Here is a 14,852-nt window from a genome sequence, read left to right on the forward strand (position 1 = left end):
ATCAAGCGCGGCCTGCGTGGCGGCGGGAAGGGATAAAGCGGTGTCGGTCATGTCGGCTTCCTGTGTGGTCGTTTTCAGTAAGTCAATTGTGCCGGGGCTGGCACAGGCGGTGCCACCGGATGACATTGTGTGACGACTCAGACAAAAAGCCCTTCTTCTGGCCAGCCAGGGAAAGGTTTCACGAAACCCATTGCTCAGCTTTTAGTTTTATATAAATCCTTCACTATTCTTCACCAGAAAGAAAAAGATAAGTAATACAGTAAATTAGAGGGTGAACAGTTGAAAAAGCATCCTTCACCCACTGTTCACCATCCTTCACCCTTACGATTTTGAGAAAACAGTACTTTTAAGAACAATAAGAAATAAATAATTCTGAATTTATTCCCTTAAGTTTCTTCCATTTTTCACTATGTCACTATTTGCCACTATATGGCACCCCGTTGCACCAGACTGAATTTGCAAGGTTTTCTGAGGACGCAAAGTCTTATTTTACCTGTTGAATGGAGCAGAAAAATGCTCAGAATAAAGAGCTGCCCGATGCCGGACGTACCCGCCCGGCTCTGTATGGAATCAACGAGAGGTAGCCCATGCACACTGCTTTAACCGCACCATCTTCCGCCCCGTCAGCCCCTTATGCGCCGCAGGTGCAGGAGCGCTTCATGCGCCTGCCGGAGGTCATTCACGTCTGTGGCCTGTCCCGCTCGACTATTTACGATCTCATCAGCCGCGAGGCCTTCCCCGCGCAGATTTCCCTGGGCGGCAAGAACGTCGCGTGGGCGGCCAGCGAGGTAAACGCCTGGATGAACGAACGCATCGCCGCCCGCGGTCAGGGGCGTGCGGCATGACCTCCATCCATCGCTGAGGCTGTCCGTCATGCTGCATTTCTTTGCTTTCCCCGGCTTGCGCGCCGGGGGCCTTCCCTGGTACAGTGTTTCTGCTGTCGCAAAATCGACAGCCGGGATTGGCGTCCTGAGCAACTCAATGGCGACACCAGACGCGCCTTGCGTCTTTTTTTGTGTCTTTGCGTCAGTGCACCCATTTATCGGGCGGCGGTTACTTAATCGCTGCACCGTACTTGTAATGGTGGCCCGGGCGGGGGCTTCTCACGAAGCGCCGGTATCCATTGAGGCCGGTTACGCCAACCCTGTCCGGGCTACCACCAGTGAAATTGGCGTTTCCGGTGGTGGCGATAACCGCTACTCAATGGAGACTGTCCTTATGGCTACCGTCCTTAATTCCCCGCATTCAGAATTTGTCTTTGTGTTTGCCGCCGTGCGCCGCTGTGAGCGTCATACCCGCGTGCAGATGCTGCGCGCCACCGCCGCCACCGAACGTGCCGCCCGCCAGCTGCTGGCCCGCGATTACGTGCTGGCCTTTGCTGCCCGCCTGCCGGTCACGGAGGTGCACGCATGAATCACGCCACCATTACCCTTGACGACCTCGCCCGCCTGGAGCACCTGCGCAACGCCGGACGTCTGGCCTGTGAGGCGGCGGCCCTGCGCGACTGCTGCACCCCGCCGGAGCCTGCCGACAGCGAACAGCTGGCCTCGCTGCTGTTTCTCATCACCGGCCAGCTGGATGACGTGGTGACCCGCTGCCGCGACGGCTGGATGAACGGGGAGGTGAGCGCATGAACGCACGCACCCTGTCCCCTGAGCTGCGCGCCGCGCTGTCACGCCGCGCCGTGGCCTGCGCCTGGCTCACCCTGTGCCGTGAGCAGAAGCGCCACTGCGGCCTGACACTGGCCCGCCTGGAGCGCGCCATTGAGACAGAGCTGGAGGGCTTTTACCTGCGCCAGCACGGCCGGACGCGCGGGCTGGAGATTGCCTGCGCACTGCTCGACGACCTGCTGACCGCCGGGCCGCTGAAGGCCGCCCCGCGCCTGAGCTTTTTAGGCCAGGTGGTGATGGACGAACTCTGCGGGCGCATCCACGACGCACCGCCGCTGCACTGAGGGAAATCATAATGAAAATGACCGTATCAGACGCGGCCAGCGCCGCGCGGGGCCAGTGGCCCCGCATCCTGCCCGCGCTGGGCGTAAAGGTGGTGAAGAACCGGCACACGGCGTGCCCGGTGTGCGGCGGCAAAGACCGCTTTCGCTTTGACGACAAAGAGGGGCGCGGGACGTGGTTCTGCAATCAGTGCGGGGCCGGTGACGGCATGGACCTGGTGCAGAAGGCGCTGGGCGTCAGCCTGACCGGGGCCGCTGCGCGCGTGAACGACCTGACCGGCAACCTGCCGCCGGTCACTGAGGCCGCACAGGCGGAGGCGGACGATGAAACTGCCCGCACGGCCGCCGCCGCGCTGGCGCAGCAGCTGGTGAGCAGCGCAAAAGCGGTCACCGGCAACGCCTACCTGTCCCGTAAGGGGCTGCCCGAACATTCCTGCCTGACGCTCACGAAGCCGCACAAGGTGGCGCTGACCGCCTACCGCCCCGGCGATCTGATGGTGCCGCTACACGACGCGGACGGCGCGCTGGTCAACGTCCAGCTGGTTAACGCCGCCGGTGACAAGCGCACGCTTAAAGGCGGCCAGGTGAAAAGCGCCTGCCACGTCCTGAGCGGCAAAGGCACGCCAAAGCGCATCTGGCTCACCGAGGGCTACGCCACCGGGCTGACCGTACACGCGCTGACCGGTGACGCGGTGTGGGTTGCCCTGTCGTCCGTGAACCTCCTTTCCCTGGCCGGCCTCGTCCGTGAAAAGCACCCGACGCTGCCGCTGGTGATTGCCGCCGACCGCGATCTGAACGGCGACGGCCAGCGTAAGGCGAAACACGCCGCCGCAGCCTGCAACGCAACAGTGGCCCTGCCGCCGGTGTTCGGCGACTGGAACGACGCCTTTACCGCGCACGGTGAGGATGCCACCCGGCAGGCGCTGCGCGAAGCCTCAGCCCCGCCCGCCGCCAGCCCGTTCGACACCATGAGCGAGGCCGAGTTTACGGCCATGAGCGCCAGCGAGAAGGCGGAGCGCGTTGCGGAACACTACGGGCGTAATCTGGCCGTGGACGCCAGCGGCGAAATCCTCTGCCGCTATGAGGCCGGGGCGTGGAAGGTGATTTCCGGCAACCAGTTCGGGCGCGACGTGGCAAAGCTGTTTCAGCGCCTGCGCGCGCCTTTCTCGGCGGGCAAGGTGGCGGGCGTGGTGGACACGCTGAAGCTGATGCTGCCCCAGCAGGCCGCGCCGCAGCGACAGCTCATCGGATTCCGTAACGGCGTGCTCGACACCCGCAGCGGCACCTTCAGCCCGCACCGGCGTGAGAACTGGCTTCGCACGGTCAGCGACGTGGACTACACCCGCCCGGTGGCGGGCGAAACGCTGGAGCGCCACGCGCCGCACTTCTGGCAGTGGCTTGACCGCGCCGCCGGGCGCAGCGCAGACAAGCGGGACGTGATTCTGGCCGCGCTGTTCATGGTGCTGGCGAACCGCTACGACTGGCAGCTGTTTCTGGAGGTCACCGGCCCCGGCGGCAGCGGCAAGAGCATCATGGCGGAAATCGCCACCATGCTGGCGGGAACGGACAACGCCGTGTCGGCCACCATCGAAACGCTGGAATCCTCGCGCGAGCGCGCCTCGGTCATCGGCTATTCACTCATCCGCCTGCCCGACCAGGAGAAGTGGAGCGGCGACGGCGCGGGCATCAAGGCGATTACCGGCGGCGATGCGGTGTCCGTTGACCCCAAGTACCGCGACGCCTACTCCACGCACATCCCGGCGGTGATTCTGGCCGTGAACAACAACCCCATGCGCTTCACCGACCGCAGCGGGGGCGTGTCACGCCGCCGCGTCATCCTGCACTTTGCGGAAATCATCCCGGCGGACGAGCGCGACCCGCAGCTGAGGGAGAAGATACAGGCGGAGCTGGCTGTTATCGTGCGCCAGCTGATGCAGCGCTTCAGCAGCCCGCAGGACGCCCGCGCGCTGCTTCAGCAGCAGCAGAACTCCGGTGAGGCCATGCGCATCAAGCGCGACGCCGACCCGATGGTGGACTTCTGCGGCTACCTGTTTGCGACCGCTGAGCCGAACGGCCTGCACATGGGTAACGCCAGCATCCGGCCGCTCCAGCCAAAGCGCTACCTCTACCACGCCTATCTGGCGTATATGGAGGCCAACGGCTACCGCAACCCGCTCAGCATGAAGACCTTCAGCCAGGCGCTGGAGAGCATCCTGCGCGAGTACGGGAAAAGCTACCTGAAGCGGCGCACGAAGCTCGGGATGCAGACCAACCTCGGGCTGACGGACGAAAGCAGCGCCGACTGGCTGCCGAAGTGCGACGATCCGAACGCAGCATGACAACCTGAACCGGCGAAAGCCGGTTTTTTTATACCCATCATACACCCGTGGTGAAGGATATGCGTCACCCTTCACCCATCCATCACCATCTAACCTTATGATATAAAAACATAAAAACACAAGGTGAACAGTGTGAAGGATTATTTATAAAATCTTTTTTTGTAGGATCTCGCTTTCTGGCCGCGCAACTGTTTTGATAAAGTTTGAATGCCTAAAAAAGGAGCAATAAATGGACACCTCTTTTTTGAATGCACTGGACACTAAAAATCGTGAACAGTTTGACGCAGCTATTAATGCTTTGCAGGGGGATGTCGCTGCTGCTGCCGCTCGACTATCCATAGATCCCCGTTTGCGCCTTGAGTATTCGAGGCGCATCAAAGAGATGGCTGACGATTTACGATCCCGAGTTAATGCTGGATTGCTAACATGGGAACAGGCTGCGAAAGAAGCTCAGGAAACGCGAAATCTCATCATGGAAATGATCAGGACTCGCAGTACGCCACTTGGGCGTGCAATGGCGGAAAGAATGAAGTCATCGGGTAAGACGCTTAATGAGTTAGTCGCAAAGAAAGCGACCTCACTTTTTGGGCCTAAAACAAACTTTGCCAGCCTTTCTGAAGTGCAAAAAAATCAGGTGTATGCCAGCATTGTGGAATCTGCGGGTAAAGCTAATCCCAGTGTTAACCTGAAGATGTTGCAGCTCTCACGAGCAGGAAAAGGGCTTATCGTCCTCTCTTTAGCCATCTCTGTATATGAAATTTATACCGCTGAAAACAAAGTTGCTGAAACCGGTAAACAAATAGCGATTAACGGTGCAGGCATAGCAGGTGGTGCAGCGGGAGGTGCTTTAGCAGGTTTGGTATGCGGCCCCGGAGCACCCGTTTGTGTTTTGATTGGTGGATTTGTTGGTGGTGCACTTGCCGCCTTTGAAATGGGACGTCTTTGGGGATAGTCATGGAACAAACTCTCTCGGTAAAGCTTGTTGAGAAAAGTAAAGCAACTGATTTTCAGCAGGCCGTTTCTGAAGTAGTGATCGATAACAAACCGACGGGTATCACTATAAACGGGCAGGTACTCGAAGCCTCAGTTAAAGTCGACAATGACAGGTATATTCTTTTTACAACGGATGATGTGATCTTTGAGGAGTTTCTTACTGTTACTCTCATCAGCCTGAGTCAGGGGATTGTTGAACGTTTGCAGGTTGGCAATGAGTATTCGTCAGGTTCTTTCGAGGCGCTGTCTGTCAATCACAAAACCATTGAGTTCAATTTCATTGGCGGGTCTGTCTGGACAATTAAAGTGAACGACACCCCAAAGCTCCGTGTTCCCTTCTTTTCCGATCCTCGTGGCGTAAAACGCTCTTCAGGTCTAAAAGCGTATCTGACTATAGATGCAAAGCCATCGCCCTCCCCAACATAAAAAAACCATTTAACAACAGCAATTGGTATACGTTTAGGTATACCAATTATTTTTTAATTTAATATTTATATTTAATTTCATGCAGATAGGCTATTTATTCAGATTCTGCCAGCGATTACAAGCGTCATCCGATGAAGTGCTAAGAGCCCGCACGGCGCAAGCCCTGCAGGCTTTTTTGTACCTGCAATTTGTCCTGGGACAGTCTGAAGTAAACCAATTAAATCCGAACTTTTAGGCACCTCATGACGCTTTATTGTTTGTGAGGTGCCTAAAACTATGTAAACCAGGCAATGGCAAGACAAGCCAAACCTCTCTCGGTTAAGGAAATCGAATCTGCCAAACCCAAGGAAGCGGACTAAGTGCTCAATGATGGCGATGGCTTTGAGCTACTCATCAAATCCAGCGGCAGTAAAATCTGGCAGTTTCGTTACATCCGCCCTGTCACCCAGAAACGTGCGAAGAAGAGCATAGGCCACTACCCGTCAGTCACCCTTGCCGATGCCAGATACTACCGGACACAGTCTCGCTCTCTCCTGGCGAAACAAATCGATCCATAGGAGAACGTCCGAAGCGTGAATCCAAAGGGAAAATCGCGGTAGTAGAAAGCGATTTGCGTTGGTGTTCAGACTCCTTCGAGTTAGGTTGCTACGATGGTGAAAAACTACGGATCACGTTCGCGCTGTACTGCTGCGACAGAAAGGCCATAGACTGGGCAGCAAGCACCTAAGGCTACGACAGTTCTACCGTTCAGAATGTGATGCTGAGGTCGCTAGAAAAGCGCTTCTGCGAAAGGTTGCCGGAAACAGCAGTGCAGTGGCTGACCTATAACGGTTCAGCGTATACCACGCATGAAACGCGGAGGTTCGCCAGAGGATTGAATCTGGATCCCTGCACAACAGCAGTGAGCAGCCCACAGAGCAATGGCATGGCCAAGCGGTTCGTGAAGACGATGAAGGAAGATTATAACGCGTTCATGCCCAAACTGGATGTGAGAACAGCACTGCGAAATCTTGCAGTAGCGTTCTCACATCACAATGAAAACCACCCGCACAGCGCTGGGATAAAACACCCCGAGGGAATACCAGCGGCAGCGGATATGGATAACTAAATATACAAAACTGTCCAGAGATAGCGGGTCAAGATCAAGCAAGCTTTTTTGTGTCCTGAAGTCAATCAACTTCAATCTGCATCAAGTTATATTTGGGGATACAGAGGGGGGACCGATAACTATGGCAAAGGTATTCCTGAAATTATGAGTATTGCTCAATCAGAAAGCAGGCCAACGATTTATTGTGAAATAGATTGGGAAGCCCCAAACAATGCTGTTGTCCGGGAGATAAAGTCATGCGCATACTTTGATAAAAAACTTTTTTTATGATAGATGATATTCAATGGGCTAAAAACATAACCATCTCGTAAAAGGACAGGTAAAAAAACATTATCTGGATATCTCTCTTGTAAGGTTGGCACTCTTATTTCAGTCAGAAAAAAAACGCCAAGATCATAATCAAATAAAGAAAGCATAAGTTCTATTGAATCAACCTCTAATATTTTTCTTGGTTTAAACCCAGCCTCTTGAAAGCATACATTTACAATTTCATGAAGACGATAATTTGATTTAAGCAAAATAAATGGAAAGTTTTTGAATTTATCAAGCGTAGTACCATTTTTACATTCTAAAATAACATTATCTGCATCCCTTCCAAAATATTCAACAAGCAGTTTTCTGGTGACTGCCAGATATAGTCTGTCGTTCATCAATGGAATTGCCTCTAATAATGAATCACTTCCTTTTTTTATGCCTACAAAAAAGTCAAGATCTCCGGAGATAACCATTTGCTCCATTCTGGCTGATGTTTCAGTTGTGATATTTATTGTAACATTAGGCCATTTTATAAAAAATTCCGGTAAAAGCATGGGGAGCCAATAACTACCTCTATATGGAGTCACGCCAATATTTAATGTACCTATATTATTCTGTTTTATATCATTTATTCGAGATGATACATTATTACTTTCCATGAGTATTTTTATTGAAGAGTCATAAAGCACTATTCCCGCCTGAGTTAATTTAAGCTGCGGTTTTCGATGAAATAGATCTATGCCGTAATAATCTTCTAATTTTTTAATATGTATGCTGAGATTTTGCTGTGAGGTGGAGAGTTTTTGGGCAGTTTTGGTAAAGTTTAAATTTTTTGCCAACTCGACAAAATAGCTCAAACTAATGAAATTCATAACAACCTCAATATAACTATATAATAACCACCAATAATTACTCGCTTGTTTATCGTAATCACTGCATGTTAAATCGTTAAGATATGCAATGAATTGTTATTTTTTTGATAAAAATAGACAGCGATTGTATAATAATAAGAAAATTAGATTCGTTGAATTAACCAACTCATGGACATATGATTCAATAATAACTTATAGAAATAGGTGTTACAACTATTTTCCATTTCTAAAATAGCGCTGGTTACTTTAATTAAGGCATAATCTCTGAAGTATAAAAATCGACCACTGATAATGCACTGTGGTCGATCACATCAGATATAAATACAATTAATAATCAAACATTCCAACAGGAGTTTTATTACTTTCTTTTGTATCTATGTAAGTCACAGCGTTATTATAATCAATTAATGGTATTGGCCATGTTGGAACCTTACCCTCATACATCTCGGCAACGCCCATAGCAGCCATGTAAGAAGCACGAATTGCAGCTTCTACAGTATTTCCACCAATATGAGGAGTAATTAAAATATTATTCAGTTTATACAATGGGTTATTCGGCAGCATTGGCTCATGTGCAATTACATCCAGTCCAGCTCCAGCGATCACGCCATTTTTACATGCTTCTAAGAGATCATCTTCATTTACCAATCCACCTCGAGCTGTATTGATCAGAAAAGCGCTCGATTTCATCATGGCTAACTTTTCTTTGTTGACCATCTTATGAGTCACAGATGTATTCGGTGCATGAAGTGATATATAGTCACTTTCTGTAAAAATTCTGTCGAGATCTCTTACAACCTCGACACCATCAGGGAAATCTTTAGCAGGCTTATATGGATCATAGCACAGAACGTTCATTTCCATAGCAAGACACCGTTTGGCCGTGCGGCTTCCAATATTCCCACATCCAATGATCCCTACTGTTTTTCCGTTTAATGTTGTCATATGAGTTTTTAATTTTGCCGCATAGTAATCTACTGGCAACATTGTACGAAGAGTGGTCACATTACGGCTCATGTATAGCATTAGCATCAACGCTGTTTCAGCAACTGATGTACTATTAGCTACTGGCGCATACAAACATTTGACCCCAAAGTCGCTAGCAGCATCTAGATCCACAGCATCAAATCCAGCGCCATGTCGGACAAGAACCTTTAAATTTGGCGCTGCTGCCTCAAATACTTCACGAGACATTTTTGTCACACGAACAATAATCGCATCGGGCCGATGTAACTTCATATCTGCAATTACATCCTCTGTTTCAAAGCCTCGACCATCAATTAACGTATGCCCTTGACTTTCAAGCAGATGACGGCCATCTTGTTTCAACTCTTGTGGTAACAGAATTTTCCAACCCATGTTAAAAACCTCATTATTAATATATTACAATATACCAATCAAATTCCAATATGGTAGACCGACAGCAAAGAGCACTGCAACAATAAGGGCAAGTACTATCGTGCCTTTTGTATACCAATCTTTTTGGCTAACATAGCCGTTTCCAAATAAATAAATACTTGCACCGTTTCCGTAGTTACAAAGCAAAGCGCCGTATGCACCCAAGAGAGCTAGCATCAATGACAAAGCCATCATATCTACCTGAGTTGCTTTTGCTAAGGTAAGAATGACCGGGTAAATTGATACAATATAAGCAGCGTTCGAAACGAAAAAATACTTAACTACTAAACTAAGTAATACCAGTATGACTAAAACAAGGGAGCCGCTTATCACAGATAGATCAATGTAGTACTGAAATTGTGACGCAAGCCATGTATAGAATCCACCTTGATTCAGAGCAACGGTTATACTGAAAAATGCACCATACCAGAGGAACATGTTCCAGGCCCCTTTTTCAGCCATTAGGTCATTCCAATCTAATAACCCAAAAATCAACTGCAGGGCTAACCAGATAAAGGCAACGATATATAAACCCATTCCGATTTTATAGCCTATGCTCCATCCCAAAATAGCTAAGATAAAAAGAACTAACATGATCTTTTCGTCTCGTTTCATCGGACCCATTTCAGCAAGCTTTTGCGTAACGATTGGTTTTATATTGCCTAAATCACGTATTTCTGGTGGAAATAACTTATAGACAACAAGAGGGCTTAAAAAAAGAATAAGTAACCCCGGGACTAACGCTGCTTTAAACCATAAACCCCACGATAACTCTATACCTACCAGTTGATTTACAGTCGATGCGATCACTGCATTGGATGCCATCCCGGTTAAAAAAAGTGCCGCTGTTGACATTGCAATTACATGCTCTAATAACTCAAGGTAAGCACCTAACTTTTTGGGGTCCTTGTCTGGATGAGAACCGAGAGATTCCGCTATCCCTCGAAATATCGGGAAAACAATTGCGGATCGGGATGTATTAGAGCCCGTTGCTGGACTTAATATCAAATCACAGAGCAGCATAACATATCCCAAACCAAGTGAGGAACGTCCAAAGGAGGTATTCCCAAACTTGGATAGTAAAATGTATGCCATACGTTTACCCAGACCATTTTTTCTGAATGAACTACAAGCTAGTAGCACGGCCAGCAAAAACCAAACGCTCTGATTTCCCCAACCTTGAAAAAGCAAATTGGGATCTTTTAAAAAAAATGATCCAATACCTACGATAATCAGGCTAATAATTGGTTCGGAAAAAGGTTTTATGATTAATCCACACATTAGAGAAAGGCACAAACCAACCATATGCCATGTCTCAATATCCAGTCCACTAGGGGACGGAAGTATCCAGATTAGTACAGGGAAAATTACAACTGGAATAAGCTTTGCTATTTTGTACTTCATATTTCGCCTTTCCTGCTTTAATATTATTATTCATATGGCTTTTCAATTATCTCTACATCTTTTTTTTCCAATAAATCGTCTACCCATTGTCGATTGACAGTACCCGCTGCAGAGTTTGCTGCTTTATTTTTATCTTTTTCAGATAATACTATCGCTTTTTCCAGAATAGAATGAGCGTCACCTTTGGGTATTACAATTACGCCATCTCTGTCTCCAAGAATGATATCTCCTGGATTTACAATAATACCACCACATGAAACAGGAACATTAACTTCCCCAGGTCCTTCTTTATATGGGCCAGATGGAGTTGTTCCAGTTGCATAAAGAGGTAATGTTCCTTTTGAAAGGACATCGATATCTCTGACCGGGCCATCAATTACAATCCCTTCTATTTTTTTGAAGCCTTGTAAATAATTAAACATTATTTCACCCATAACAGCCCTACTTCGTTCCTCCTCGTTTGAGATAACAATTACATCGCCTGGTTGTGAAATATTCATGGCTTTATGAAGCATCATATTATCGCCGGCTCTGGCTTTAACTGTTAATGCAACACCACACATAATTCTACCGGACGGATTCGACATAAGTTTTATTTGTGGGTTCATTCCACACAATCGCCCCATGCAATCCGCCACATTTGCCGCTGCTATTTTACTGAATGCTTTAACCACTTCTGGATCTGGCAATGTTCTTTTTGTAAAAACTCTATTACCTACTGACATAGTATGTTCCTTATTAATTCTATTAATTTAGGTATTATTTCCCATGGAGACAAAGTTCTGTTCCAACATGAACAAAGTGGACATCTGCATCCATCATGTCTGCATAGAATAAAATCATCCCCTCTTTACCTTGTGGGATAACTCTCGACTGCCCTGAATGTGCAACAACTAATGCAGTAATCTCTTCAGGTAGTCCGTATTTATGGCAATAATATCCACTTAAAAAACCATGTTGATAGAGTTTACCTGTTAGACTTTTTTTACTAGTTCCAGGTCCACCAACATCCATTTCCATTTCTTCCAATTTACATACATCATGTAAAACTGCTGAAATAATTAAAGTATCTGTATTTATGTCATATCCAAATTTTCTTATCATGTTCCTGGCTATGACCAGAACATTTTCCGTAACACTCTCTGTATGCTTAATCAATCCAACGTTTGGTGCTCTGGTCGCAAATTGCGCTTCCTCTATATTTTTCCAGGTACTATTATTTAATGCCTCGATCCATATTTTGCATGTAGCATCTACAAGTGTTTTATCTTTTACTTCTGAGAGTTGCGGGAAGTATTCTTTAATTTTTTCAATGTATATTTCGCTCATTTTACCCCTCACGAGTCAACGTTATTTAATAAGCCATATCGTGTTCATATGTACTATATTGTTTGAAACCAAAAAATGGAAACAACAATTTATTTATTATTGACAACAAAATGTTGTTGGTGCGCCACTAAAATATTAACGCATTTCCTTATAATATCTTGAGGCATGAAGTGGATATGCAAAAATAGTCAATTAAAACACTTCGCATATGAGCGTCACATCACAAAAAAAAGTATTCATCAATATAATTGTAAATAAAGTAACTTTAATAAAGTTGGCGTGAATAACATTTGATACGTGAAATTTGATGATGGCTCTAGATTGACACTATAGATCTGCTGCCGGCCTGATTAAGTCTTAACACTCATCAAGTCTCTTCTGCTTTGTGCCTGAACCCGAGATCAGAATCTCCAGTGTCACCCCCTCCCTCTTCCTCCCCTTGACAGCCTCCCCCTCCATGCTCTAAAAAGGAAACGATCACTTCCTAATTGGAGATTAGCTATGAAATCCCCTTCCCACACCGGCAATGCGCAATCCTCTGCGGGCCGACCGCGTGCTTTTAACGAAGCGCAATTTCTGGATGGGGCCATCAGGCTATTTCGCGATCGTGGTTTTAGTGACGTCAGCATCAGCGACATCACCGCAGCGACCAACCTCAGTACAGGCAGCGTTTACAAGGCTTATAAAGACAAACAGGGCGTTTTTGCTAGGGCGCTTGAGCGGTATGTGTTTCTTCGTGAAGAGCACATAAAAACCCGGCTGGAAAAGGCCACGACAGCTAAAGACAAGCTTGCTGAACTGCTGCGGGATTACGTTGAGCTCAGTCAGGGGAAAGAGGGCAAGCTGGGCTGCATGGTGGTGGCTGGTGTCACTAACGTCGACCAGCTCGGCGCTGCAGCCACCAGCTTGGAAAAACAGCTGGCAAAGCGGCGCAGCAACATTGCGGAATTGATCAAAAGCGGAAAGCAAGATGGCTCCATTGCCGCGACCACCAACGAAGCCGCCGCTGCCGAGGTGATTCTGGCGTTGCTTCAGGGAATGCGCGTCATCGGTAAAGCCTCAACCCTCACCGACGATGCTGAGCGTTTTGTAGCTCAGGCGTTGAAGGTTCTGGCGTAACGCATGATTGTTGAGGCCGCGCTTGCCGGGGCGATATTGCCGTTGCAGCGGACTTCATGACTCATCTGGTCCATGCACCTGGTTCACCATTTTAAGCGGCGGATGATTACAACGCGCCATGGCGGCGGTAAGCCGGTAGTGTACTTTTACTTTAGGAAAACCCTATGTCTGCTCTCATGCTCCCTGCTGCACCCGACGGTTTTAGTCACCATTTTTCCCGGATAGAAGGTCTGCGCTTTCATTATGTCACGGGCGGTCGTGAGGATGGCTTTCCGCTGGTGTTGCTGGCCGGCTTTCCTGAAAGCTGGTTTGCATGGCGACATGTCATGCTGCCTCTTGCTGATCAATACCGAATTATCGCCGTTGATTTGCCGGGCCAGGGCGACACCGATAAGCCGCTTTCCGGCTACGACACTCAAACGGTTGCCACGCGGCTGCATGCCTTTATCGATTCACTCGGTTTAGGATCGTACTTTCTTGCCGCACACGACGTCGGTGCCTGGGTAGCCTTTACCTACGCGATGTTATATGGCGAGGAAATACGGGCGCTGACGTTGATGGATGCCGGTATTCCGGGCATATCATTACCGGATAAACTGCCGTCGGCTTCTGACAAATCCTGGAAAACATGGCACTTTGCCTTTCATGCCGTAGCGGATCTTCCTGAAGCCTTGCTGGTAGGCCGTGAGCGCATTTATCTGGAATGGTTTTTTCGCGAGAAAGCCGCTAACCACAGCTGTTATGGCGAGACTGAACTGAGCGAATATGAGCGCTTGCTTAAAACGCCGGGAGGCTTACGCGCGGGGCTGGCGTTTTACAGAGCGCTGTCTCAGTCGGCTGCGCAAAATGCGGAGCTGGTCAGGCAGGGGCGACTGGTCATGCCGGTACTGGGGCTGTCCGCCGATCAAGGCTCGATTGCAGATATGGCGGCGACGCTGAAAGCCTACGGCGATGATATACACGGCCAGCACATCGCTAATTGCGGGCACTTCCAGCCGGAGGAACAGCCCGAAGCCACTGCCAACGCCCTGGCCGCGTTTTTTGGCCAGTACAGGCATTAGACCAGTCTCTGTCCATGGATAACAAAACCATCGGCACAGCTTTGCTGGCCGTTCGGTGTGGACAATAAAGGTGAATGCGCCATCCCAACGCCGCGTCCCTTCCATCTGAGAGCCGCGGAGTATCAAAGGCGCGTTGACGTCAAAAACGTGTCTGAGGATTGAGCATCCCCGGAACACGTTTAGCGGATGCGCCCGCAATCCACTGCAATATCCTCACCGCCTCTGAATACGATATTCATCATTATTCTGAATAAAAGATTCGCCTGATTTTCCAGTTCTCTGCAGATTACGCGTTACCTGCACCGCAATTCCGGCCCGATCATCGTTAAAATATAAATAAAACGCTTATTGAAAGTTAATAACCAAGCCCGAAATTGTTAATTGCCTGTATATGTCTTCTGAGGCAAAGAAGAGAATATCTAATATTTAAGCGTGACTTATAGACAACTCATTATTCAAGACAGTATTAATGAAAATTTAAATTTAGCCAAAGACAATCCCAAAACCTTGCAGTCTTAATCAGTTAGCTAAGGCGCATTTGTGGCACCCTGGTATTCTTACGACGCTTGCTGGCAATTTAATTCGTTAAAAAAACCA

General features: G+C 48.6%; 14 protein-coding genes and 2 pseudogenes. 11 read left to right on the forward strand and 5 right to left on the reverse strand.

Features of this window, described 5'->3' with window-relative positions:
• The first annotated feature begins 587 nt into the window (after positions 1 to 587).
• The 9 genes and pseudogenes from DFO57_RS21480 to DFO57_RS21520 all read left to right on the forward strand — a co-directional run.
• Positions 588 to 845, forward strand: a complete 258-nt coding sequence (locus DFO57_RS21480; protein WP_110015911.1) for an AlpA family transcriptional regulator — start codon at positions 588 to 590, stop codon at positions 843 to 845.
• Between the two features lie 28 nt (positions 846 to 873).
• On the forward strand, positions 874 to 1,413 hold the full coding sequence (locus DFO57_RS21485) for a host cell division inhibitor Icd-like protein (RefSeq protein WP_199226584.1): 540 nt from the start codon (positions 874 to 876) through the stop codon (positions 1,411 to 1,413).
• Entirely contained in the window at positions 1,410 to 1,634 is a 225-nt protein-coding gene (locus tag DFO57_RS21490; RefSeq protein WP_110015913.1) for a hypothetical protein, read from the forward strand. The genes DFO57_RS21485 and DFO57_RS21490 overlap by 4 nt, the downstream gene beginning before the upstream one ends.
• Positions 1,631 to 1,954: a DUF5375 domain-containing protein gene (locus DFO57_RS21495; protein ID WP_110015915.1), complete on the forward strand. Its 324-nt coding sequence runs from the start codon at positions 1,631 to 1,633 to the stop codon at positions 1,952 to 1,954. Before DFO57_RS21490 ends, DFO57_RS21495 begins: the two co-directional genes overlap by 4 nt.
• An 11-nt stretch (positions 1,955 to 1,965) precedes the next feature.
• Positions 1,966 to 4,290 (forward strand): phage/plasmid primase, P4 family, encoded by a 2,325-nt coding sequence (locus tag DFO57_RS21500; protein ID WP_110015917.1) that lies wholly within the window; start codon positions 1,966 to 1,968, stop codon positions 4,288 to 4,290.
• Positions 4,291 to 4,519: 229 nt separating this feature from the next.
• Positions 4,520 to 5,242, forward strand: coding sequence for a hypothetical protein (locus tag DFO57_RS21505; RefSeq protein ID WP_110015919.1), 723 nt, complete (start codon positions 4,520 to 4,522; stop codon positions 5,240 to 5,242).
• Between the two features lie 2 nt (positions 5,243 to 5,244).
• Complete coding sequence (locus tag DFO57_RS21510) at positions 5,245 to 5,709, forward strand: hypothetical protein (protein WP_110015921.1); 465 nt, start codon at positions 5,245 to 5,247, stop codon at positions 5,707 to 5,709.
• A gap of 290 nt (positions 5,710 to 5,999) precedes the next feature.
• Positions 6,000 to 6,263 (forward strand): annotated as a pseudogene (locus DFO57_RS21515) (integrase arm-type DNA-binding domain-containing protein); the annotation flags it as partial.
• Between the two features lie 8 nt (positions 6,264 to 6,271).
• Positions 6,272 to 6,815, forward strand: a pseudogene (locus tag DFO57_RS21520) (DDE-type integrase/transposase/recombinase); the annotation flags it as partial.
• Positions 6,816 to 6,996: 181 nt separating this feature from the next.
• Here the strand turns inward: DFO57_RS21520 and DFO57_RS21525 are convergent.
• The 5 genes from DFO57_RS21525 to DFO57_RS21545 form a co-directional block, all read right to left on the reverse strand.
• On the reverse strand, positions 6,997 to 7,944 hold the full coding sequence (locus DFO57_RS21525) for a LysR family transcriptional regulator (RefSeq protein WP_110015923.1): 948 nt from the start codon (positions 7,942 to 7,944) through the stop codon (positions 6,997 to 6,999).
• Between the two features lie 327 nt (positions 7,945 to 8,271).
• Positions 8,272 to 9,303: a hydroxyacid dehydrogenase gene (locus tag DFO57_RS21530; RefSeq protein ID WP_110015925.1), complete on the reverse strand. Its 1,032-nt coding sequence runs from the start codon at positions 9,301 to 9,303 to the stop codon at positions 8,272 to 8,274.
• A gap of 24 nt (positions 9,304 to 9,327) precedes the next feature.
• Positions 9,328 to 10,746 carry a DASS family sodium-coupled anion symporter gene (locus tag DFO57_RS21535; protein ID WP_105080401.1) on the reverse strand — a complete coding sequence of 473 codons (1,419 nt, stop codon included), beginning with the start codon at positions 10,744 to 10,746 and terminating at the stop codon, positions 9,328 to 9,330.
• Positions 10,747 to 10,772: 26 nt separating this feature from the next.
• The gene (locus DFO57_RS21540; protein ID WP_110015927.1) at positions 10,773 to 11,471 is read right to left on the reverse strand and encodes an RraA family protein; all 699 of its coding nucleotides are present in this window, start codon (positions 11,469 to 11,471) and stop codon (positions 10,773 to 10,775) included.
• Positions 11,472 to 11,505: 34 nt separating this feature from the next.
• Positions 11,506 to 12,075 (reverse strand): HD domain-containing protein, encoded by a 570-nt coding sequence (locus DFO57_RS21545; protein ID WP_110015929.1) that lies wholly within the window; start codon positions 12,073 to 12,075, stop codon positions 11,506 to 11,508.
• Positions 12,076 to 12,576: 501 nt separating this feature from the next.
• Here DFO57_RS21545 and DFO57_RS21550 point away from each other — a divergent pair.
• Both DFO57_RS21550 and DFO57_RS21555 read left to right on the forward strand, forming a co-directional pair.
• A complete protein-coding gene (locus DFO57_RS21550; RefSeq protein WP_110015931.1) occupies positions 12,577 to 13,194 on the forward strand; it encodes a TetR/AcrR family transcriptional regulator in 618 nt (205 codons plus the stop codon).
• A gap of 164 nt (positions 13,195 to 13,358) precedes the next feature.
• A complete protein-coding gene (locus tag DFO57_RS21555; RefSeq protein WP_110015933.1) occupies positions 13,359 to 14,255 on the forward strand; it encodes an alpha/beta fold hydrolase in 897 nt (298 codons plus the stop codon).
• The last annotated feature ends 597 nt before the right edge of the window (positions 14,256 to 14,852 follow it).

Origin of the sequence: Pantoea sp. AG702 (assembly GCF_003182295.1) — a bacterium.
Classification (GTDB): domain Bacteria; phylum Pseudomonadota; class Gammaproteobacteria; order Enterobacterales; family Enterobacteriaceae; genus Pantoea; species Pantoea ananatis.

Bases quoted from the DNA above. Each gene is read 5' to 3' on its own strand.
- DFO57_RS21480 (WP_110015911.1), top strand. From the start codon at position 588: ATGCACACTGCTTTAACCGCACCATCTTCCGCCCCGTCAGCCCCTTAT.
- DFO57_RS21485 (WP_199226584.1), top strand. From the start codon at position 874: ATGCTGCATTTCTTTGCTTTCCCCGGCTTGCGCGCCGGGGGCCTTCCC.
- DFO57_RS21490 (WP_110015913.1), top strand. From the start codon at position 1,410: ATGAATCACGCCACCATTACCCTTGACGACCTCGCCCGCCTGGAGCAC.
- DFO57_RS21495 (WP_110015915.1), top strand. From the start codon at position 1,631: ATGAACGCACGCACCCTGTCCCCTGAGCTGCGCGCCGCGCTGTCACGC.
- DFO57_RS21500 (WP_110015917.1), top strand. From the start codon at position 1,966: ATGAAAATGACCGTATCAGACGCGGCCAGCGCCGCGCGGGGCCAGTGG.
- DFO57_RS21505 (WP_110015919.1), top strand. From the start codon at position 4,520: ATGGACACCTCTTTTTTGAATGCACTGGACACTAAAAATCGTGAACAG.
- DFO57_RS21510 (WP_110015921.1), top strand. From the start codon at position 5,245: ATGGAACAAACTCTCTCGGTAAAGCTTGTTGAGAAAAGTAAAGCAACT.
- DFO57_RS21525 (WP_110015923.1), bottom strand. From the start codon at position 7,944: ATGAATTTCATTAGTTTGAGCTATTTTGTCGAGTTGGCAAAAAATTTA.
- DFO57_RS21530 (WP_110015925.1), bottom strand. From the start codon at position 9,303: ATGGGTTGGAAAATTCTGTTACCACAAGAGTTGAAACAAGATGGCCGT.
- DFO57_RS21535 (WP_105080401.1), bottom strand. From the start codon at position 10,746: ATGAAGTACAAAATAGCAAAGCTTATTCCAGTTGTAATTTTCCCTGTA.
- DFO57_RS21540 (WP_110015927.1), bottom strand. From the start codon at position 11,471: ATGTCAGTAGGTAATAGAGTTTTTACAAAAAGAACATTGCCAGATCCA.
- DFO57_RS21545 (WP_110015929.1), bottom strand. From the start codon at position 12,075: ATGAGCGAAATATACATTGAAAAAATTAAAGAATACTTCCCGCAACTC.
- DFO57_RS21550 (WP_110015931.1), top strand. From the start codon at position 12,577: ATGAAATCCCCTTCCCACACCGGCAATGCGCAATCCTCTGCGGGCCGA.
- DFO57_RS21555 (WP_110015933.1), top strand. From the start codon at position 13,359: ATGTCTGCTCTCATGCTCCCTGCTGCACCCGACGGTTTTAGTCACCAT.